This window comes from Pseudoxanthomonas sangjuensis, assembly GCF_010211755.1.
Lineage (GTDB): Bacteria > Pseudomonadota > Gammaproteobacteria > Xanthomonadales > Xanthomonadaceae > Pseudoxanthomonas_A > Pseudoxanthomonas_A sangjuensis.
The window spans coordinates 18262-39319 of sequence record NZ_PDWR01000019.1 but is presented as its reverse complement, the minus strand read 5'-3'; the positions used below and the strand labels follow the sequence as shown (position 1 = coordinate 39319).

Below are 21058 nucleotides of genomic sequence, written 5' to 3'. Positions count from 1 at the left end.
TGCCGATGCCCATCCTCCATCTCGGCGCGACCGTCATGTGCATGCACGCGGGCACCGCGACCGCGACGATGCCGTTCCCGCGGGTGACGCTGTCCGGCCAGCCGCTGGTGCAGGTCACCACGCCCTACGTGATCGCCGGCTGCTCGCTGTCGGCTTCGTCGGGTCCGTTCTGCGCGAGCGGGCAATGGATCGTCGGCGCGACGCGCGTGCTCGCCGGCGGCTTGCCCGCGGCCATCGTCGGCGGCACCGCGGTGTGCATCGCCACCGGCACCGGCATGCAGGCCGTGGCCACGCAGACCCGCGCGCTGGCGACCTGAAGGAGGATGGCGATGGCGCATCTCGACTTCCCCTACCACTTCGACGGCCGCGGCCGCAGCGCGCAGACCGGCGACGCCGACCACGTCCGCGACCTGATCGAACAGGTGCTGCTGACCGCGCCCGGCGAGCGCGTGATGCGCCCGGACTTCGGCAGCGGCCTGCTGCAACTGGTGTTCGAACCGAACAGCGCGCCGATCGCCGCCGCCACCCAGATGCTGGTGCAGGCGTCGCTGCAACAGCACCTGTCGCACCTGATCGCCGTGCAGCGGGTGCAGGTCGAGAACCTCGACGGCACGCTGCTGGTCGGCATCGACTACCGCCTGCTGCGCGACGGCAGCGAGCGGCGCGCCACCGTGCAGGTGGCGGGAGGCGGCGCATGAAATTCCATTGCTGCGACCCGCGCCGGCTCGAGGTGCTGCGCCGCTTCGGCAGCGACAACGCCATCGACTTCGTCGAAGTGCTGGACCGCGCCGCGCCGCCCGGCGTGCCGCGCCAGCGCACGCTGTTCGTGCGCCTGCTGCGCGACGGTTTCGCGCTGGCGCCGGACAACCTCCGCATCGACGGCGGCGAGCGCATCCGCCGCGTCGGCGTGGCGTGGTGCGCGCCGGCCGACGCGCTGCCGGCCGAGGCCGAACCGGGGCTCGTGGATGGCGTCGACGACCTGCCGCGCACGCTGGTGGTGCGCACCGACGGCGAAGGCGATTTCTCGCGCTACACGCTGGCGCTCGTCGCCGATTCCGGCAGCGGCGATCCGCCGCCCGGCTTCGACCCGCGGCTGTCGCGCATCGAGTTCTCGTTCAAGGTCGAATGCCCGTCCGACTACGACTGCGCGCAGTCGCAGCCGTGCCCGCCGGAGCCGGTCGAAATCCCCAACATCGACTACCTCGCGAAGGACTACCCCGGTTTCCGGCGGATGATGCTGGACCGGCTCAGCCTGCTCGCGCCGGGCTGGGGCGAGCGTTCCGCCGCCGACGTCGGCGTGGCCCTGGTCGAACTGCTGGCCTACGCCGCCGACAACCTGTCCTACCGCCAGGACGCGGTCGCCAACGAGGCCTACCTTTCCACCGCGCGCCGCCGCGTCTCGGTGCGGCGCCACGCGCGGCTGGTCGATTACCGCCTGCACGACGGCTGCAACGCGCGCGCCTGGGTGCAGGTGCGCGTGGCCGAAGGCGGCGGCGAGGTGGTGCTGGCGAAAGGCATGCCGCTGCTCAGCCGCGTGCCGGATGCGCCGGCGGTGCTGGAACGCGGTTCGCGCGCCGAGCGCGAAGCGCTGGCCGCCGACCCGGGGGTGTTCGAAACCGCGCATCGCCTGGTGCTGCACGAAGACTGCAACGAACTGCATTTCCATGCGTGGGGCGCCCTCGGCTGCTGCCTGCCGCGCGGCGCCACCGAAGCGACGCGGGTCGGGCATCCGCCGCTGGCGCCGGGCGACGTGCTGGTGCTGTGCGAAGTACGCGGTCCCGCCACCGGCAACGCAGCCGACGCCGACCGCGAACGGCGCTGGGCGGTGCGCCTGACCGAAGTCGAGGCGACGCAGGATCCGTCCGGGCAGCTGTTCGCCGAACCGCCGGTCGATGCGCCGCTCGACGTCACCCGCATCGCCTGGGACGCCGCCGACGCGCTGCCGTTCCCCTTGTGCCTGGGCGTTGCCGAGCGTCCCGGCGAAATCGTCAGCGTCGCCCTGGGCAACATCGTGCTGGCCGACCACGGCCGCAGCCTGCCGCCGGATCCGGAAGAACTGCCGCCCGTGTCCGGGGACGTGCGCCGCTACGCGCCATCGCCGCAGGAATCCGGATGCCGTTGCGATACCGAGCCCGCGCCGCCGGTGCCGGTGCGCTACCGGCCGACGCTGGCCGGGCGCCCGCTGACGCACGGCTTCGACCTCGCCGAACTGCTGTCCGCCCTGCCCGGCTCGACCACCGACCCGTTCTGGCCGGCCAGCCTGCTGCTGCCGCTCGACGTGCGCCACGCCTTGCCGCGCATCGTCCTGCACGGCACCGACGGCGTCGGCGAGCGCCTGTGGCAGTCGCGCCACGACCTGCTCGGCAGCGGCGCCGGCGATCCGCATTTCGTCGTCGAGACCGAACCCGACGGCCTCGCCCGCCTGCGCTTCGGCGACGACCGCCACGGCGAACGACCGAACCCGGGCACCGCGTTCGTCGCGAACTACCGCATCGGCAACGGCAGCGCCGGCAACATCGGCGCCGACGCGCTGGCGCACCTGGTGTTCGACCCCGGCCTGTACGACAACCCATTGGACGTGCCCGACCCCGGCCTGATCGCCGGCGTCGGCAATCCGATGGCCGCCGCCGGCGGCATCGACCCCGAGGACGTCGAAGCCGTGCGCCGCGACGCGCCGTACGCGTTCCGCACCCAGGAACGCGCGGTCACCGCCGCCGACTACGCCGCGGCCAGCGAGCGCCACGCCGAAGTCGCGCACGCCGCCGCCACGTTCCGCTGGACCGGCAGCTGGCACACCGTATTCGTCAGCGCCGACCGCCCCGGCGGCGCGGAAGTGGACGCCGCGTTCGAAGCGCGCCTGCGCCGCCACCTCGAGCGCTTCCGCATGGCCGGCTACGACCTCGAAGTCGATTCGCCGCGCCCGGTGCCGCTCGACATCGCCCTGCACGTCTGCGTGAAGCCCGGCCATTTCCGCAGCGACGTGGTGCAGGCGGTGGAACGCATGCTCAGCGCGCGCATGCACGGCGACGGCAGCCGCGGCCTGTTCCATCCCGACAATTTCAGCTTCGGCGATCCGGTCTGGCTCAGCGCCGTGGTCGCCGCGGCGCAGGCGGTGGAAGGCGTGGCCTCGGTGCGCGTCGATCGCTTCCGCCGCCTGAACGATGGCGGCAATGCCGCGCTCGAGGAAGGCGTGATCCGCATCGGCCGGCTCGAGATCGCGCAACTGGCCAACAACCCGAACTTCCGCGAACGCGGCCGGCTGGTGCTGTCGGCAGGAGGCGGCCAATGAACGCACTCGTTCCCGACGCCAAGGCGCGCGCCGCGCCGCTGCCGCCCGGCAGCGAAGCCTGCGGCTGCTGCGAAGGCATCGACGCCAGCACGCCGCAGCGGCACGCCAACCGCCACGGCCTGTCGGCGGTCGCCTACCGCATCGGCAACCACGCCGATTTCCGCGCCAGCCTGTTCGCCGGCCTGTCCGATTCGCGATTCAAGCCGCTCGACAGACTGCTGACCCGCGACACGGACGATTTCGCCCGCGGCCTGGCCGACGCCTTCGCCTGCGCCGCCGACGTGCTGAGCTTTTACCAGGAGCGCATCGCCAACGAATCGTGGCTGCGCACCGCCGGCGAACGCGTGTCGCTGCAGGAAATGGCGCGGCTGATCGGCTACCGGCTGCGGCCCGGCGTCGCCGCCGAGACCTGGCTGGCGTTCGCGCTGGAACCGCCGCGCGAGCCGCCGGCCAACGCGACGAAGGATCCGGGCGCGTTCGTCACCGGCATCCCCGCCGAGGTCGTGCTCGACACCGGCCTGAAGGTGCAAAGCGTGCCCGGGCCCGGCGAGAAACCGCAGACCTTCGAAACCGTCGAAACGATCACCGCGCGCCCGGAGTGGAACGCCATGCGGCCGTGGCTGTCGCTGCCGCGCGTGCCGGCGCTGCACGACACCCATGCGTGGCTGCAGGGCGTGCGCACCGGGCTGAAGCCGGGCGACGCACTGCTGATCGTCGGCGCCGAGTTCGACGCGAACCCCACCAGCAACCGCTGGGATTTCCGCATCCTCAGCGAAGTCGTCGCCGACGCCGGTCGCGACCGCACCTACGTGGCATGGAAGCGCGGCCTCGGCTCGCTGGTGCCGTCGATGAACCCGGCAGGCAGCGGCGTGCGCGTGTTCGCGCTGCGCCAGCGCGCCTCGGTGTTCGGCCACAACGCGCCGATGTGGCGGACGATGCCGGCGGAATTCCGCAGCGCGTACCAGGGTTCGCCCATCGCGTTGGCCGCCATGGCGCGCAGACTGGGCACGGGCGCGGACGTGGTCGGCGACATCGACGATTTCGAATTGTCCGCCTACCCGGGCAACGACGACTGGCCCGACTTCATCCTCTCGCCGGCCGGACCCACCTCCAACGGCGGCCACGTCGACCTCGACGCCGCCTACCCTGCGATCGCGCCGGGCGGTTACGTGGTGCTCGCGCGCGGCCAGTACGACTATCCGAACGAACCGGCGCCGGGCGGCACCTATCTCGAGCTGTACCGCGCCAGCGCGGTGTCGGAAGTCTCGCGCGACGAGTTCGCGATTTCCGGCAAGTCCACGCGCCTGCGCCTGATCGGCGACAACTACGCGCTGTTCAGCGGTTACGTGCGCGCCACCAAGGTGTTCGCGCAGTCGGAAGAACTGCCGCTGGCCGAGTACCCGGTCGAAACCGCGGTGCAGGACGATGAAATCCCGGTCGCGGTTCCGCCCGCCGGACTCGAGGCCGGGCGCCGCATCATCGTGCAGGGCGCCGATGCGAACGGCGCCGCGGTCGTGCACCAGGCCGTGCTGAGCGGGCCCGCGCGCGCAGCGGGCAAGTACGCGGTCCTGGACATCGCGCCGCCGCTGCCGGTGCAGCTGGAACGCGACACGGTCGTGGTCGCGGCGAACGTCGCGCTGGCGCGCCACGGCGAAACCGTCACCCAGGTGCTCGGCTCCGGCGACGCCAGCCAGGCGCACCAGCGCTTCGAACTGAAGCAACTGCCGCTGACCTTCCGCGCCGCGCCGACCGAGATCGGCGCAGCCAGCGAACTGACCGTACGCGTCGCCGGCGTCGAGTGGAAGGAATGCCCCACCCTGTATGGCGCCGGCGCCAACGACCGCGTCTTCACCCTGCAGACCGACGAGGCCGGCCGCGAATGGCTGCGCTTCGGCGACGGCCGCAACGGCGCGCGCCTGCCCAGCGGCAACAACAACCTGCGCGCGACCTACCGCAAGGGCATCGGCCGCGATGGCAACGTGCGCGCCGACACCCTGACCCAGCCGGTGACGCGGCCGCTCGGCCTGAAGGGCGTCGCCAACCCGGCGCCGGCGCAGGGCGGCACCGATCCGGAACCGGCCGAGCAGGCGCGCGAATCGATCCCGCTGACCACGCGCACGCTGGGCCGCGCGGTGTCGCTGCTCGACTACGAGGACTTCGCCCGCGCCTACGCCGGCATCGCCAAGGCGCAGGCCACGGTGTTGCGCCTGAAGCACGGCCCGGCGATCGGCATCACCGTCGCCGGGCAGGACGGCGCGACCATTTCGCCGGGCAACCCGCTGTGGGGCAACCTGCGCGACGCGCTGCTGGCCAACGGCGACCCGCGCGTGGAACTGCGCCTGCTCGGCTACCAGGCCAGCACGTTCCGGATCGGGCTCAAGGTCAAGTGCGATCCGGATTACGAAAGCGATGCCGTGCTGGCCGCGGTCGAGGCGGCGCTGCGCAGCGCCTTCTCGTTCGCGAAACGCAGCCTCGGCCAGCCGGTGCAGCAATCCGAGGTCGTCGCCGTCGCCCACGGCGTGCCGGGCGTGGTCGCGGTCGACCTCGACCTACTCTACGGTGGCACCGCGCCCCACGCGCAGACCGGGGTCTCGCGGCAGGTGCGCCTGCTCGCCTCGCGCATGCGCGTGTCCGCCGGCACGCCGCTTCCGGCCGAACTGCTGACCCTGCATCCCGGCCCGCTGCACCACCTGGAGGCGATGCCATGAGCCTCGACGCCGAACGCCTGTATGCCCTGCTGCCGGCGGTCCAGCGCCAGCGCGATGCCGAACACGGCCAGCCGCTGCGCGCGCTGCTGGCGCTGTTCGCGCGCGAGCTCGAGGCGCTGGAGGAGGACATCGAGCAGCTCTACGACGACCAGTTCATCGAGACCTGCGAGGACTGGGTCGCGCCCTACATCGGCGACCTGATCGGCTACCGCCCGCTGCGCGGCGCCAGTCCCGCGGTGTCGTCGCCGCGCGCCGAGGTCGCCAACACCATCGCCTATCGCCGGCGCAAGGGCACCGCGCTGATGCTGGAACAGCTGGCGCGCGACCTGACCGACTGGCCGGCGCACGTGGCCGAGTTCTTCGAGCAACTGGCGACGACGCAGTACATGAAGCACCTGCGCCCGCATTCGCTGGCCACCGCCGATCTGCGTTCGCAGGCGGCGATGCGTTCGCTGGGCGGCGCCTTCAACACGGTCGCGCACACCGTCGAAGTACGCCGCCCGGAACGCAGCGCGCGGGGCGGCGGCGGGCGCTACAACATCCCCAACATCGGCATCTTCCTGTGGCGGCTGTTGCCGCTGCGCCTGTCCGGCATCCCGCTGGTGGCGCATCCCGGCGATGCCGGCGGCACGCGGTTCCGCCTGAACCCGCTGGGCGCGGACCTGGCGCTGTTCCGCCAGCCGCGCAGCGAGGACTCGATCGCGACGCTCAGCGAACCGGTCCACGTGCCCGCGCCGTTGCGCGTGCGCGGGATGGCGGCCGCGGTACGCGCGGCGAATGCGCCCGATGCGACCGCGGAAGCGCAACGCCGCGACGACTACGGCCCCGGCGAAAGCCTGGTGCTGCTGCGCCCCGGCGCGCAGCCCGGCGACTGGGAGCCGGTGCCGGTGGAGGAAATCGTGGTCGCCGACCTGCGCGACGTCGACGGCGGCGACTGGAACCACCAGGACGCGATTCCCGCCGGCCGCATCGCCATCGACCCGGAACGCGGCCGCGTCGTGCTCGGCACCGGCGTCGACCCGCAACTGCGCGCGACCTTCCGCTACGGCTTCGCCCGCGCGATCGGCGGCGGCGAGTACGAGCGCACGCCGGAGGGCGAAACGCTAGCGATGCAGGACACGGCCAACGCGTCCGCGGCGCTGCAACCGCACCTCGACGCGATCCGCGGCGGCGGGCGCCTGCTGGTCGAAGACAGCCTGACCTACGCCGGCCCCTTCGCGTTCCGCGTCGATGCGCCGGCCGATCCGCAGGACGCGGGCCGCGAAGTGGTCGTTGCCGCGGCGAACGGCGCGCGGCCGCTGCTGGCCGCCGGCGCCGACATCGAGCTCGACATCGGTGCGCGCGGACGGCTGGTGCTCGACGGGCTGGTGGTTTCCGGTGGCGCGTTGACCCTGGCCGCGGCAGCCGACGACGAACCGCGCGAGCTGGTGCTGCGCCACTGCACCCTGCTGCCGGGACTGGCGCTGAATCCGGATGGCGGCGCTGCGTCGCCGGGTGCGCCGAGCCTGGCCGTCGCGCACCCGTTCGCGAAGCTGACGCTCGAACACTGCATCGTCGGCGCGCTGCAGGTCGCCGACGGCGCCGAGGTCGAGATCGTCGACAGCATCGTCGATGCCGGCGCGCCGACCGCGCCCGCCTACGCCGGCATCGCCGCCGACGCGCCCGGCGGCACGCTGACCATCCGCGACAGCAGCGTGATCGGCAAGCTGCGGGCGAAGGTCATCGAACTGGCCTCGGACTGCATCTTCCACGCCGCGCGCGCCGGCGGCGATCCGTGGCCCGCGCCGGTGTGGGCGCAACGCACCCAGCAGGGCTGCGTGCGCTTCTGCTGGCTGCCGGCGGATTCGATCGCGCCGCGCCGCCATCGCTGCCTGCCCGACGCCGACCACCGCGATGCGCGCCCGCATTTCGCTTCGCTGCGCTACGGCCAGCCGGCCTACCTGCAACTGCGCGCCAGCACCGCAGCGGAAATCCTGCACGGCGCCAGCGACGAAGGCGAAATCGGCGTCATGCACGCCCTGTCGCAGCCGCAGCGCGAAGCCAACCTGCGCATCCGCCTCGACGAATACCTGCGTTACGGACTGAACGCGGGCGTTTTCCACGTCACCTGATTTGATGGAGTCACGCCATGGCCACCGATCTCTCGCGCATCCGCCACGATCCCCTGCTCGACTGGGCGGGCGTGCAACTCAAACAGGGCGGCGTGCTGCTGGACGCCGACGCCAACGAAGCGGCGGCGGTACTCGACCGCCGCCTGCGCGCACTGGCCAGCGACGTGCTCGGTCGCGCCACGGTGTCGCAGACCACGCCGGACGCATTCCGCATCACCATCGCGCCGGGCGACCTCGACATCGGCCGCGGCCGCCTGTACGTGGACGGCCTGCTCGCCGAAAACCACGGCGCCGGCGACGCCGAGTTCGACCCGCTGCTGGCCGAACCGCGCTTCGCCGATGCGGTCCGCTACAGCGCACAGCCGTACCTGCCGGAACCGCCGCCGCTGCCGACCAGCGGCCGCCACCTCGTCTACCTCGACGTCTGGCAGCGCGAAGTCACCGCGCTGGAGAACCCCGGGCTGGTCGAAAGCGCGGTCGGCGTCGATGCGAGTTCGCGCCTGCAGACGGTGTGGCAGGTGCGCGTGCTCGATGCCGAGGCCGGCGCCGGTTCGACCTGCGCCACGCCCGACGGCGAAATGCCCGGCTGGGCCGACCTGATCGCGCCCAGCGAGGGCCGGCTGACTACCGGCACCTTCGAAGTGCCGGCGGTGCAGGACCCGTGCGAGCTGCCGCCGACCGGCGGCTACCGCGGACTCGAGAACCAGCTGTACCGCGTGGAGATCCACGACCCCGGTCTGCCCGGCGCCGGCGCCACCTTCAAGTGGTCGCGCGAGAACGCCAGCGTCGGCGCGCGCGTCGCCAGCGTGGTTTCCGCCACCGAACTGGAACTGGAAAGCCTGGGACGCGACGAGGTGCTCGGCTTCGCCGACGGCGACTGGGTCGAGATCCTCGACGACGCGCGCGAATTCGCCGGCCTACCCGGCGAGATGCGCCGCATCGACATCCCCGACCCGAGCAACCGGCGCATCGTGTTCGCCCCGGCCCTGCCCGCGGCGATGCTGCCGGGCAGTTTCCCCGATGGCGCGTGGCCGGCGCAGCGCAACCTGCGCGTCCGCCGCTGGGACCAGAAGGGCCGCGTGCTGCGCACCGGCGCCGGCGGCAACACCGTGCAGGTCCAGGACCTCGACGCGCCCGCTTCCACCGGCGTGATCGACGTGCCGGCCGCGGGCACCGAACTGCTGCTCGAACGCGGCGTCACCGTGTCGTTTTCCAGCATCGGCACGCGCGGTTTCCGTCGCGGCGACTGGTGGGTGTTCGCGGCGCGCACCGCCGACGCCTCGGTCGAATTGCTCGACGCCGCGCCGCCGCGCGGCATCCACCACCATTACGCGCGGCTGGGCATCTGGGACGTCGGCACCGGCATCACCGATTGCCGGCACCCGTGGCCGCCTTCCGGCGGCGACGATTGCGGCTGCACCCAGTGCGTCAGCGCGGAAGACCACAACAGCGGCCGGCTCACCCTCCAGACCGCGGTCGACCGCCTGCGCGACACCGGCGGCACCGTGTGCCTGAAGCCGGGCAACTACGTGCTGTCCGAGCCGGTGCGCATCGCCGGCGCGCGTTCCATCGCCATCCGCGGCCAGGGCACCGCCACGGTGATCGCCGCGCCGGGCGCCGCGTTCCGCATCGAATCGGCGATGGCCATCGCGATCGAGAAACTGGCGGTGCTGTCGCTGGGCCGCGAATCGGCGATCGAGGCCCGGACCGTGCTCGGCCTCGCGCTGCGCGAGCTGCTGCTGTTCGTATTCCAGAACAGCGACCTGCGCAACGCGGCGATCTCGCTCGGCGGCCTGTGCGCCGGCGTGGCGATCCGCGACAACCTGGTCCTCGCCAGCGACGGCATCCGCACCGACACCGGGCAGCGCGGCGACGATCCGCCCTTCGCCCTGCTCGCCGCGCTGGAGATCGAACGCAACGTGCTGTCGTGCCAGCGCCGCGGCATCGCGCTGGACGGCACGGTCGCGTGGCTGTGGGAAAACCGCATCGCCGCCAACCAGTTGCTGATCTGCCGCAACGGCGGCGTGGCCACCGGCGGGCTTGCCGCACCGGGCGCATCGCTGCACATCGTCGACAACAACCTGGGCCTGCAGGGCAGCGGCATCGCCTGCGCGCGCGGCGGCGCGTGGATTTCCGGCAACAAGCTGCAGTTCCAGAATGCGGAAAGCCGCAGCGGCGTCTTCGACGGCATCGCCCTGGTCGCGGGACTGAATCCCGCCGGCGTCGACCAGATGCAGGTGCTGGCCAACCAGGTCGGCGGCTTCAGCGGCGCCGGCATCGCCATCCGCGCGCCGGTGCGCGACCTGATCGTCAAGCTCAACATCGTCAGCGCCTGCGGCAACGGCATCGTGATGGAAGAGGACGCCGAATCCGACTCGGCCAGCATCGAGAACAACCACGTGCGCGGCATCGTCGGCGCGGCACGGGCCAACGATGCCGGCATCGCCGCCGGCATCTCGGTGCTGCGCACCGCCAGCGCGACCATCGCCGGCAACCAGGTGCACGAGATCGGCACCAGCCAGCAGGCACGCGCGCTGTCGGTCGGGATCATCGCCTCGGGCGTCGAGCGCCCGCGCATCGCCGACAACGAGGTCAGCCGGATCGGCCCGCCGCTGCGCATCGCCGGGCGCGCCGTCGGCATCCTGGTGCGGACGCCGTTCGAACAGGCGGAAATCGCCGGCAACAGCGTGCGCCGCGACGACGAGGCGCAACCCGACGATTCCGAATGGTACGCACTGGTGGTGCAGGACAGCCTGCGTGCGCCCGTCACCGACATCACCAACCGGGCAACCACGGCCGTCGCCCATGTCGCGGGCATGACCACCGTGCGCCTGGACGAACGGCGTACGCTGGTGATGGCCGGCCCCCGCGCCTACGTCGCCGTCGCGGCGCCCGAACTCGCCGCCGCTGCCGCGACCGCGACCGCGGCGGCGGCCGCAGCGGCACGCGGGTCGATCGCCATGGTCAAGGGCAACAGCCTGGCCGCGCGCGGCGGCGCGCCCGCGGTCGACCTGCGCACCAGCGCGGAGGTGATGTTCAGCGACAACCGCTGCGAACTGCTCGGTACCGGCAGGCTCCCCGGCGTGGTGGCGCTGTCGCCGGTGCTGGTGTTCTCGGCGAACCGCATCGCCGGCACAGGCGACATCGGCGCGGCGCTGACCGCGCACTCGGCAACCGTGCTCGGCAACGCGAGCCGGGCGCCGATCCGCCTGAACAACGCGCCGCTCAACGCGCCGTGGGATGCATTGAACGTCATCGGCTGAGGAGGAAAACCGCCATGCGCATCTTCGTGATCAAGCAGGACACCGACCTCAAGGGCGTCGGCGAAACCCTGCTGAAGAAAGCCGGCCAGCCGGACCGCGTTTCGCTGGAGCGGATCAAGTCGCTGAACCCGCACCTCGACGAAACGCGCGTCGCCGCCGGCACCGTGTTGCTGGTGCCGGATTCGCCGGAGTTCGCCACGGATCGGGCCGACCCGGTCCCGGCCAACGGTTTCGAAGGCCTGGAACGCGAAGTGTCCTCGGCGCTGCGCGCCGCCGGCACCCGCCTGCGCGAGGGACTGGCGCGGCGCGAGGAGCAGGACAAGGAAGCCGGCAAGGCGATCAAGAGCGCGGCGGTCGGCAAGCTCGCCACCGACGACGGCGAGTTGCGCAAGCGCCTCGACGACGCCGGCAAGCAGGCCGCCGCCAACGCCAAGGAAGCCAAGCAGGCCGCCAGCCGGTTCGATGCGATGGAAAAGGCGGTCGCCGCCGAGTTGGCCAAGCTGCGCGGCCTGGCCGGCCTGTGACGCAATCCGTCGGTCCGCCGGCTACCGTGCGCTGCCGCAGGCGCGCTCCACTGCGTCGTCGTAGAAGCGCGTGGCGTGCTCGGAACGTTGCGGACCCAGCTTCCCGAACGCCTCCCTGCGCCGCGACTTGGCCGCGCTGCAGGCGTCCACGCTGTAGTAGCGCGGCGCCTTCGCGCCATGCGCGGCGCTGCTGTAATAGAAGCCGGCCGTGGCCGGCGCGTCGTCCGGCGGGTCCTGCCGGTCCGGCTGGACCTTCGCGCGGCGTGGCGCATCGTTTGCCGCCGGCGCCGGCGTTGCAGGGGCCGTTGCCGGCGCCGGTTCGCTCAGGCCCGCCAACTCGCAGCGGTTCGACTGGTACACCACGTGCCCTGCGGCGTCCTGGCATTTGAAGACTTGCGCCTGCGCCGTGCCGGCCAACGCGCACAGCGCGCACAGGACGATGGCGAAATTTGCTTTCATGGATCCCCCCCCCTCGCCCCGAGCATAACGGCAACGGCCACATTCAATGTGTGCCGGATATCAAGGTTGCGTCCTGCTTCACAGTCCTGCGGATGCGGGGCTGGTAATTTTCCGTCCGGCTCTCAGGGGAAGCCGAGCCGCATGCCGGCAGGCTTGGCCGCGGTTTCGAACGCATGGTGCACGCAAGGTCCGCCGGATCCCGGCGGACGGCGCCCGTGCGACGACAAACTCCGCCCCCGAGGGAACCGATGCCATTGGAATTCAGTCCGTTACCCGTCGCGAGCAACGAGCGCGGCAACCTCACCGATCGCCTGGCCGAATCCGGCCGCATCCCCGACCCCCTGCTCCGCCTGTCCATGCGCCGCATGTGCGCGCAATGGCTGAAGGCCGAGCGCGACACGGATACGGAGAGCGTTTTCGCCAGGCAGCGGACCTGGCTGGAAGGCTTGCGCGACAGCACGCTGGAGCTGGAACCCAACGCGCCGGCGCAACCGCCGCAGGAGCTCCCGGCCGGCTTCTTCAGGCTGTGCCTGGGCCGGCAGATGAAGTACAGCTGCTGCTACTGGGAAGACGGCGTCGCTTCGCTGAACATGGCCGAGGACCGCATGCTCCGCCTGTGCGCGGAACGCGCGGAAATCGCCAACGGCCAGCGCATCCTCGAACTCGGCAGTGGCTGGGGTTCGCTGACGCTGTCGCTGGCCGAGCGCTACCCGAACGCGAAGATCACCGCGGTCACCCATTCGCCGCTGCAACGCGAGTACATCGAGGCGCGCTGCCGCGAGCGCGCGATCTTCAACGTCGAGGTCCTCCTCAGCGACACGCATCGCCTGGAACTGGCCGAAGCCGGCTACGACCGCGTGTTCGCGGTCGAGATGTTCGAACACATGGGCGACTACCGCCGGCTGATGGCGCGCATCGCCCGCTGGCTGGTCCCCGGCGGCAAGCTGTTCGTGCAGCTGTTCTGCCACCGCGAGTTGCTCTACCTGTTCGAAGGAAAGGAAAGCAACCCGTGGATGGGCCGGCACTTCTTCACCGGCGGCATGATGCCGGCCGCCGACACCTTGCTGCACCTGCGCGGCGACCTGAGCATCGAGCAGCGCTGGCTGCTGCCCGGCACGCACTACGAGAAGACCGCCAACGCCTGGCTGCAGAACCAGGACAGCAACCGCGACGAGGTCCTGAAGGTGCTGAAGTCCGTGCAGGGACCGTCGGGCGTCAACGTCGGCTACCAGCGCTGGCGCATGTTCTGGATGGCCTGCGCCGAACTGTTCGGCTACGACGGCGGCAACGAATGGATGGTGGCGCACTACCGCTTCGTGCGCTGACCGGGACCGGATCCTGTCCCTCGCCCGCGCCCGGCCCTCTCTCCCCGGTCGCGGGCGAGGGCCGAAGGGCATCGGCGATCAGGAACGCCGCGACTTGCGGACCGCTTCCGCGCGCGCGCTACGCAACGCGTCGAGTTTTTCCTTCAGCCTGATCTCCATGCCGCGCTCCACCGGCTGGTAGTAGACGCGTTCGCCCATCGCGTCGGGGAACGCGGTCTGGTCCAGGGCGATGCCGCCGGCGGCGTCGTGGTCGTACTGGTAACCGGCGCCGTAGCCGAGTTCCTTCATCAGTTTGGTCGGCGCGTTGCGCAGGTGCATCGGCACCTCCTGCGTGCCGTATTCGCGGACGTCGCGCTTGGCCGCGCCGAAGGCGACGTAGCCGGCATTGGATTTCGCCGTGCTTGCGAGGTAGATGACCAGCTGCGCCAGCGCCAGTTCGCCTTCCGGGCTGCCGAGGCGGTCGTAGGTTTCCCACGCGTCGATCGCCATCCGCAGCGCCCGCGGATCGGCCAGGCCGACGTCTTCCACCGCCATCCGGGTCATGCGCCGCGCCAGGTAGACCGGGTCGCAACCGCCGTCGAGCATGCGCGCCAGCCAGTACAGCGCGGCATCGGGATTGGAACTGCGCACCGACTTGTGCAGGGCCGAGATCTGGTCGTAGAACTGCTCGCCGCCCTTGTCGAAGCGGCGCGTGCGGTCGGCCAGCACCTGGGCCAGGGTCTTTTCGGTGATTTCGCCGCTTTCGTCCAGCGCCAGTTCGGCGGCGATCTCCAGCAGCGTCAGCGCGCGCCGCACGTCGCCGTCGGCGGCGCCGGCGATTTCCTTCAGCGCCTCGCCGGACACCTTGAGCCCCTGCCCGCCCAGGCCGCGGATGTCGTCATCGAGCGCGTGCCCGAGCGAAACCAGGATGTCGTCGGCCGACACCGCTTCCATCACGTGCACGCGGCAGCGCGACAGCAGCGCGGAGTTCAGCTCGAACGACGGGTTCTCGGTGGTCGCGCCGACGAAGATGATCGTGCCGCGCTCGATGTGCGGCAGGAATGCGTCCTGCTGCGCCTTGTTGAAGCGGTGCACCTCGTCGACGAACAGCACGGTGCGCCGGCCTTCGGCGAAGCGGTGCGCGGCCTCGGCCAGCACCTGCCGCACTTCCGGCAGGCCGGCGAGCACGGCGGAAATGGCGCGGAACTCCGCGTCGGCATACTTGGCCAGCAGCAGCGCCAGCGTGGTCTTGCCGCAGCCCGGCGGCCCCCACAGGACCATCGAATGCACGTAGCCCGATTCGACGGCGCGACGCAGCGCCGAACCCGGCGCCAGCAACCGCTGCTGCCCGACCATCTCGTCCAGCGTGCGCGGACGCATGCGTTCGGCCAGCGGACGCATCGCACTGCGATCCACCGCCAACAGGTCGGTATCGTCGTTCAGGGGAATTTTCGCCTTGGCCACCCCGGCATTCTAACGCCGGGCGTCGCGGCCCATGAGACGCCTCAGATGTCGCCGACCACGTCGACACCCTCGCCCGGCGAATAGCGGAAAGTGCCGCCGGCGAAGACTGGATTGCGCTTCCAGCCGCTGAATTCGATCACCGTGCGCTGGCCGACGCCATCGACGATTTCCATCTTCTGCAGGCCGTTCCTGCCGAAACCGAGGCTGGCGTTCTCGAAGCCGGCGTCGCCCTCCTGCTTCGGGGTCAGCTGCAGCCACTGCAGGCCGCCGCGGGCGCCGGTCTCGGTCACGTTGAACTGCTTGTCCAGGCGCGCCGGTTCCAGCAGCGCCGCCAGCGGGCTGTTCTGCTCCTCGGCGCCCTGGTCGCGCACGCTGGCCTGCTGTAGGTCCGGTTCGTAGATCCACACCTTCCGGCCATCGGCGACGATCAGCTGCTCATAGGGTTTCACGTATTCCCAGCGGAACAGGCGCGGCGCCGACAACGCGACGCGGCCGCTGGAAGACTCCTTCAGCTTGCCGCTGCCGTCGTAGACCTGCTGCACGAACTGTCCGTCCAGCCCCTTCAGCCCGTTGGTGAAGGCCTGCAGCTCGGCGCGCCCGCCCGCCTGCGCCGCGCCGGCCACCAGCAAGGCGGACAACAGCAGCGGCCGGGACAGGAACTTGGCGAGGTTCGACGACATGGATCGGATCCGGATCTTCGGCATGGCGGGAGTTTGGGAAGCGGGAGCTGAACGGACACCGAAACATCGCCCGGACACGTTGCCGCCGTTTCGCCGGGATTCGACTACTGGGATTCGATGACGCCCAGTTCGCTCAGTGCGTTCTGCATCAACTGGCTGGCCGCGTCGCTGAGCTTTTCGTGGTCCAGCGCGTAACGGATCGTCGCTTCGATCAGCCCGATGTGGGTACCGCAGTCGAAACGCGTGCCCTGGAAGCGATAGGCATCCACGGCCTGTTCGTCCAGCAATTGCGCGATGGCGTCGGTCAGCTGGATCTCGCCGCCGGCGCCGGGCCGGGTGCTTTCGAGCAGGTCGAAGATGCGCGGATCGAGCACGTAGCGGCCGACCACCGCCAGCGTGCTGGGCGCGGTCTCGGGGCTGGGTTTCTCGACGATCCCGCGGATGCGCCCGGAGCGGTCGGCGAACGACTCCGTGGCGACGATGCCGTAGCTGCCGGTCTGCTCGCGCGGCACGTCCTGCACGGCGATGACGCTGGAGCCGCGTGCCTCGGCCAGGTCGGCCATCTGCTTCAGCGCGCCCGGCCCGCGGTTCCAGATCAGGTCGTCCGGCAGCAGCACCGCGAACGGCTCGTCGCCGACGATCGGCTTGGCGCACAGCACCGCGTGACCGAGGCCGAGCGCCTCGGCCTGGGTGACGAACACGGCGCGCACGCCGGGCGGCAGCACGTTGCGGATCAGGTCGAGCTGCTCCCGCTTGCCGGACTTCTCCAGCTTCTGCTCCAGCTCGTAGGCCTTGTCGAAGTAGTCGGCCACCGCGTGCTTGTAGCGGTTGGTCACGAAGACCAGCGTATCGCAGCCGGCCTCGATCGCTTCGTCGACCGCGTACTGGATCAGCGGCCGGTCGATGATCGGCAGCATTTCCTTGGGGACGGTCTTGGTGGCGGGAAGGAAACGGGTGCCCAGTCCCGCGACGGGGAACACGGCCTTGCGGATGCGACGGGTCATCGAGTGCTTCTGGCCTCGCGTGCGGGGAACTGCACGATTGTAGCGCCGGCGTCGGCGGCGACCAGCGGGTTGAACTCGGGAATGGCGGCGCGCAGCACGCGGGAAATCTCTTCGTTGTCGTAGTTGTCGACCGCGGCCTTCAGCAACAGCAACGCCTTGGCCAGGATTTCCGGATGCACTTCGCGGGCGCGCGCCTCGAGGATCTTCGAATGCGAGGTCGGGCGATACAGTTCGTCGGCGTGGAACAGCGTTTCGTGCAGCTTCTCGCCCGGGCGCAGGCCGGTATAGCTGATGGCGATGTCCTTGCCCGGCTGCTTGCCGGCCAGCCGGATCATCTGCTCGGCGAGCAGCCGGATCGGCACCGGCTCGCCCATGTCCAGCGTGTAGATCGACGAATGCGCCGCGCTGGCCGCGGCCTGCACGATCAGCTGGCTGGCTTCGGGGATGGTCATGAAATAGCGCGTCACTTCGGGATCGGTGACGGTGACCGGCCCGCCCTGGCGGATCTGCTCGCGGAACAGCGGCACCACGCTGCCCGCCGAGTCGAGCACGTTGCCGAAACGCACGGTGACGAACCGCGTGGACTGCCGGTCGTCGAGGTTCTGGCAGATCATCTCCGCCAGTCGCTTGGTCGCGCCGAGCACGTTGACCGGGTCCACCGCCTTGTCGGTGGAGATGAACACGAAGCTGGGGACGCCGGCAGCGCGGCAGGCGCGGGCCAGCACTTCGGTGGCCAGCACGTTGTTGCGCACGGCCTCGCGCAGCTGCTGCTCCAGCAACGGCACCTGCTTGTAGGCGGCGGCATGGAACACCGCATCGGGCTCGGCGACGCGCAGCACGTGCGCGACCGCGGCCGGGTCGCCGCAGTTGCCGAGCAGCGGCAATACCTCGAGGTCGGGGAAGGCGCGGTGCAGTTCGGCGTGGATCGTGATCAGCGCCAGTTCGTCGACTTCCATCAGGGCGATGCGCTGCGCGCCGTGGCGCGCGCACTGCCGGCACAGCTCGGAGCCGATCGAACCGCCGGCGCCGGTCACCAGCACGGTGCGTCCGCCCAGCCAGCCGCGGATCAGCTTCCAGTCCGGCGTCACCGGCTTGCGGCCCAGCAGGTCCTCGATGGCGACTTCCTTCAGTTCGCCGGGCAGCGAACGCCCTTCCAGCACGTCGACCAGGCGCGGCACGGTGCGGAACGGCAAGCCGGTGCTTTCGCAGATCGCCACGACGCGCTGCATCGCGGGCGCGTCCAGCGAAGGCATCGCGATGACCAGCAGGCGCGCGGCGGTCTCCTTGGCGATGACCGCGGCTTCTTCCAGCTTGCCGAGCACGGGCACGCCATGCAGCTTGGTGCCGATCATGCCGACGGCATCGTCGAGCAACCCGACCGGCCGGTAGGCGCCGCTGCGGCGCAGGTCGCGCAACAGGGTTTCACCGGCGCGACCGGCGCCCAGGATCAGCACCGGCATCGCGGTGTTGTTGTTGAAGCTGGCGTACTGGCTGTCCTTCCAGGCCCGGTAGAACAGGCGCGGCAGCCCCAGCAGGCCGGCCAGCGCGAACGGATACAGCACCAGCACCAGCCGCGACTGCATCTCGAGGTGGTTGTACAGCGCCAGCCCGAGCACGATCGCGAGCAGGCCGAGCAGGCAGGCCTTGAAGATGTTCCACAGGTCGGGGACGCTGGCGAAGCGCCACACGCCGCGGTACAGGCCGACCCGCCAGAACACCAGGCCCTGCGCGACCAGCACGATCGCCGTCTCGGTCGACCACAGCGGATAGCCCGGCGGCGGCAGGATCGCCGCGTAGCGCCATTGGTGCAACGCCTGCCAGCAGATCCAGACCATGCACAGGTCGTGGGCCACGATCGCGAACCTGGGCAACCACGCAGCCATGTAGGTGCGCCACGATGTCATCACTGAACAGTTCCTTCCGCCGTCATCCATGTTCCTTCCCGTGGCCCCATATCCAGACCAATGCCGCGCCCAGATACCAGAACCCGGGAATCCATGCCCCCGCCGCCCCTCCCGGGCGCAGGCCATGAAGCATCAACCCTACTGCGCCCACGCTGAACACCGCATAGGCCGTGCAGATTGTGACATGGCCATGGCGCCTGGCCCAGCGCTGGTAGACATGCTCCACGTGAGGCGTCCACCAGCGCTCGCCCTTGAGCATGCGCCACGCCAATGTGAAGCCCGCGTCTACGACGAAGGCGCAAACCGGCAAGGCCAGCCAGCCGTACGCGTCCGGCGCGACGACCAACCCGGCCGTCAGCAGCGCCGCCAGCGCATAACCCAGGCCGCCGCTGCCGACATCGCCCAGGAAAATGCGCGCCCGCGGGAAATTGAACGGGAGGAAGCCCGCCGCCGCCGCCGCGAGGCCGGCCGCCAGCCAGTTCCAGGGCTGCGGCAGTACCAGCGCCAGGCCGGCGGCGGCGATCATCGCCTGGCTGGTCGCCAAGCCATTGATCCCGTCCATGAAGTTCCAGACGTTGACCAGTCCCATGGCCAGCACGAAGGCCGCCACGGCCAGCCAGATCTGTCCGCCCGCCGACCATGCGGCCCAGGCCAGCAACAGCCCGGCGACGGCCTGCACCACCAGCCGCGGCCACGGCGCCAGCGGGCGATGGTCGTCCAGCCAGCCGATGCCCGCCACCAGCAACAGGCCCGCGGCGAAAGCCGACAGCTGGCCGCGCGCCGGCGGGAAGGCGGCGATCAGCCAGGCACAGCCCAGCAGCAGCACGACGACGAGGGCGACGCCTCCCCCACGCGGAGGGGCCTGGTCGGGGCTGGGGCGTTCGCCGGGCTGGTCGAGCAACCGCCTGCGCAACGCATAGCGCAGGGCCCAGACGGTAACCGCCGCCGCCGCCGCCGCGTGCAGCAGTATCCAGGCTGGCCAATCCGGCATCAGACCACCGCGTAGTTGTGCAGTGGCTTGACCGTGCCCCACTCCTTGCAACTGGGGCACTGCCAATGGTGGGTGCGCGCGCCGAAGCCGCAGCGGGTGCAGCGATAGCTGGGATTGCGCACCAGCAGCTGGTCGGTGATGTGCTTGAGGTCGCCGAGCGTGGCCGCCGGGTCGGCGCCTTCGGCCAGGGTCAGGTCGATCAGCGCCGCCTCGCCGCGCACCGACGGCCGGTCCTTCAACTGCCGGGCCAGGTAGGCGCGCGCCGCGGCCAGACCATCCTGCTGTTCGACCAGCCGGGTCAGCGCCAGCACCGGCGCGATGCCGCGATAGTGCTCGGTCATCGCCGAGAGGAAATTGCGCGCGCCGGACAGGTCGCCGACCTTGCGGTAACCCTCCATCAGTCCCGGCAGGATCTCCGGCAGGTATTCCGGATCGTTGCGCGCGGCGCGCTCGAAGGCGCGGATCGAATCCTCGGCATTGCCCGCATCGGATTCGATGCGGCCTTCGAGGATACCGGCGCGCACGCTGCCCGGATCGGCCTGGTAGGCCCTAGCGATCTGGCCGCGCGCGGCGGCGAAATCGTTCGCCGTGCGGCAGCGCTCGGCCAGTTCGCAATGGAACTGCGCCACCAGCTTGCCCATCGGCTCGCCGGTGACTTCCTCGTAGCGGGTCGCGTTGTCGATCGCCTTTTCCCAGTCGCGCTCCGCCTGGTAGATGTCGATCAGGTGCTTCAACGCCTGCGGCGCGCGCTGGTCGATGCGCGCCAGATCGGTGAACACGGTTTCCGCACGGTCCAGCAGGCCGGAGCGCATGTAATCCTCGCCGAGCGCCAGCAGCGCCTGCACCTTCTGCTGGTCGCTGAGGTCGTTGCGCTGGACCAGGCCCTGGTGCAGGCGGATCGCGCGGTCGACCTCGCCGCGGCGGCGGAACAGGTGGCCCAGCGCGACCTGGGTCTCGAAGGTTTCCTTGTCCAGCTCGGCGATGTGCAGGAACAGTTCGATCGCCTTGTCCGGCTGCTCGTTGAGCAGGTAGTTCAGGCCGCGGAAGTAGGTGCTGGACAGCTTGCTGACCTGGGTGTCGCCGTGGCGCTGTCCGCCCCTGCGGCCGATCACCCAGCCGCTGAGCGCCGCCAGCGGCAGGAACAGGAAGAACCAGAACCACTCGTTGAGGAATTCCATGGAGGATGCGACCTGTCGGTTGCCGGCGTCGGAACCCGTCGCGTCGATGCGCCGGCATGCACGCACCGCGGGAAGTCCCTGCGCCCGGGAAGCGCCTAGCTTAGCCGAGACCGCGCGCATGCAGCATCACGCGCAAACAAAAACCCCTCCGCGAGGGAGGGGTCGGAACCTGCTGCGGA

General features: G+C 70.8%; 15 protein-coding genes. 8 read left to right on the top strand and 7 right to left on the bottom strand.

The features are described from left to right. Positions 1–5 precede the first annotated feature (5 nt). Genes CSC71_RS10850 through CSC71_RS10820 form a run of 7 tightly spaced genes read left to right on the top strand, consistent with a single transcriptional unit; the run spans position 6 to position 11895 of the window. Positions 6–317, top strand: coding sequence for a hypothetical protein (locus CSC71_RS10850; RefSeq protein ID WP_246192159.1), 312 nt, complete (start codon positions 6–8; stop codon positions 315–317). A 12-nt stretch (positions 318–329) separates the two neighbouring features. Then, a complete protein-coding gene (locus CSC71_RS10845; RefSeq protein WP_162374393.1) occupies positions 330–698 on the top strand; it encodes a GPW/gp25 family protein in 369 nt (122 codons plus the stop codon). After that, a complete protein-coding gene (locus CSC71_RS10840; RefSeq protein WP_162374392.1) occupies positions 695–3289 on the top strand; it encodes a putative baseplate assembly protein in 2595 nt (864 codons plus the stop codon). The genes CSC71_RS10845 and CSC71_RS10840 overlap by 4 nt, the downstream gene beginning before the upstream one ends. Beyond that, positions 3286–5997 (top strand): putative baseplate assembly protein, encoded by a 2712-nt coding sequence (locus CSC71_RS10835; RefSeq protein WP_162374391.1) that lies wholly within the window; start codon positions 3286–3288, stop codon positions 5995–5997. The genes CSC71_RS10840 and CSC71_RS10835 overlap by 4 nt, the downstream gene beginning before the upstream one ends. Continuing rightward, on the top strand, positions 5994–8108 hold the full coding sequence (locus tag CSC71_RS10830) for a hypothetical protein (protein WP_162374390.1): 2115 nt from the start codon (positions 5994–5996) through the stop codon (positions 8106–8108). Before CSC71_RS10835 ends, CSC71_RS10830 begins: the two co-directional genes overlap by 4 nt. 17 nt (positions 8109–8125) lie before the next feature. Then, positions 8126–11371: a DUF6519 domain-containing protein gene (locus tag CSC71_RS10825; RefSeq protein ID WP_162374389.1), complete on the top strand. Its 3246-nt coding sequence runs from the start codon at positions 8126–8128 to the stop codon at positions 11369–11371. Positions 11372–11385: 14 nt separating this feature from the next. After that, a complete protein-coding gene (locus tag CSC71_RS10820; protein ID WP_162374388.1) occupies positions 11386–11895 on the top strand; it encodes a hypothetical protein in 510 nt (169 codons plus the stop codon). A gap of 21 nt (positions 11896–11916) precedes the next feature. Here CSC71_RS10820 and CSC71_RS10815 read toward each other — a convergent pair whose 3' ends face one another. Next, a complete protein-coding gene (locus CSC71_RS10815; protein ID WP_162374387.1) occupies positions 11917–12354 on the bottom strand; it encodes a DUF4124 domain-containing protein in 438 nt (145 codons plus the stop codon). Between the two features lie 248 nt (positions 12355–12602). Here CSC71_RS10815 and CSC71_RS10810 point away from each other — a divergent pair, with 248 nt between their 5' ends. After that, entirely contained in the window at positions 12603–13679 is a 1077-nt protein-coding gene (locus CSC71_RS10810) for an SAM-dependent methyltransferase (RefSeq protein WP_162374386.1), read from the top strand. Between the two features lie 78 nt (positions 13680–13757). On the opposite strand, the gene CSC71_RS10805 is transcribed toward CSC71_RS10810, so the two are convergent. The 6 genes from CSC71_RS10805 to lapB form a co-directional block, all read right to left on the bottom strand. Then, entirely contained in the window at positions 13758–15122 is a 1365-nt protein-coding gene (locus tag CSC71_RS10805) for a replication-associated recombination protein A (protein ID WP_162374385.1), read from the bottom strand. A gap of 41 nt (positions 15123–15163) precedes the next feature. Next, positions 15164–15802 carry an outer membrane lipoprotein periplasmic chaperone LolA gene (gene lolA, locus CSC71_RS10800; RefSeq protein WP_162374384.1) on the bottom strand — a complete coding sequence of 213 codons (639 nt, stop codon included), beginning with the start codon at positions 15800–15802 and terminating at the stop codon, positions 15164–15166. A 104-nt stretch (positions 15803–15906) separates the two neighbouring features. Next, the gene (gene galU / locus CSC71_RS10795) at positions 15907–16806 is read right to left on the bottom strand and encodes a UTP--glucose-1-phosphate uridylyltransferase GalU (RefSeq protein ID WP_162374383.1); all 900 of its coding nucleotides are present in this window, start codon (positions 16804–16806) and stop codon (positions 15907–15909) included. Further along, the gene (locus CSC71_RS10790) at positions 16803–18710 is read right to left on the bottom strand and encodes a polysaccharide biosynthesis protein (RefSeq protein ID WP_211367986.1); all 1908 of its coding nucleotides are present in this window, start codon (positions 18708–18710) and stop codon (positions 16803–16805) included. The genes galU and CSC71_RS10790 overlap by 4 nt, the downstream gene beginning before the upstream one ends. Before the next feature lie 22 nt (positions 18711–18732). After that, positions 18733–19701, bottom strand: a complete 969-nt coding sequence (locus tag CSC71_RS10785) for an MraY family glycosyltransferase (protein WP_162374382.1) — start codon at positions 19699–19701, stop codon at positions 18733–18735. Then, positions 19701–20879 (bottom strand): lipopolysaccharide assembly protein LapB, encoded by a 1179-nt coding sequence (gene lapB, locus CSC71_RS10780; protein ID WP_162374381.1) that lies wholly within the window; start codon positions 20877–20879, stop codon positions 19701–19703. The genes CSC71_RS10785 and lapB overlap by 1 nt, the downstream gene beginning before the upstream one ends. Positions 20880–21058: the final 179 nt, after the last annotated feature.

Coding starts and splice junctions, on each gene's coding strand:
- CSC71_RS10850 (WP_246192159.1), top strand. CDS start 6: ATGCCCATCCTCCATCTCGGCGCGACCGTCATGTGCATGCACGCGGGC.
- CSC71_RS10845 (WP_162374393.1), top strand. CDS start 330: ATGGCGCATCTCGACTTCCCCTACCACTTCGACGGCCGCGGCCGCAGC.
- CSC71_RS10840 (WP_162374392.1), top strand. CDS start 695: ATGAAATTCCATTGCTGCGACCCGCGCCGGCTCGAGGTGCTGCGCCGC.
- CSC71_RS10835 (WP_162374391.1), top strand. CDS start 3,286: ATGAACGCACTCGTTCCCGACGCCAAGGCGCGCGCCGCGCCGCTGCCG.
- CSC71_RS10830 (WP_162374390.1), top strand. CDS start 5,994: ATGAGCCTCGACGCCGAACGCCTGTATGCCCTGCTGCCGGCGGTCCAG.
- CSC71_RS10825 (WP_162374389.1), top strand. CDS start 8,126: ATGGCCACCGATCTCTCGCGCATCCGCCACGATCCCCTGCTCGACTGG.
- CSC71_RS10820 (WP_162374388.1), top strand. CDS start 11,386: ATGCGCATCTTCGTGATCAAGCAGGACACCGACCTCAAGGGCGTCGGC.
- CSC71_RS10815 (WP_162374387.1), bottom strand. CDS start 12,354: ATGAAAGCAAATTTCGCCATCGTCCTGTGCGCGCTGTGCGCGTTGGCC.
- CSC71_RS10810 (WP_162374386.1), top strand. CDS start 12,603: ATGCCATTGGAATTCAGTCCGTTACCCGTCGCGAGCAACGAGCGCGGC.
- lolA (WP_162374384.1), bottom strand. CDS start 15,802: ATGTCGTCGAACCTCGCCAAGTTCCTGTCCCGGCCGCTGCTGTTGTCC.
- galU (WP_162374383.1), bottom strand. CDS start 16,806: ATGACCCGTCGCATCCGCAAGGCCGTGTTCCCCGTCGCGGGACTGGGC.
- CSC71_RS10790 (WP_211367986.1), bottom strand. CDS start 18,710: ATGACATCGTGGCGCACCTACATGGCTGCGTGGTTGCCCAGGTTCGCG.
- CSC71_RS10785 (WP_162374382.1), bottom strand. CDS start 19,701: ATGCCGGATTGGCCAGCCTGGATACTGCTGCACGCGGCGGCGGCGGCG.
- lapB (WP_162374381.1), bottom strand. CDS start 20,879: ATGGAATTCCTCAACGAGTGGTTCTGGTTCTTCCTGTTCCTGCCGCTG.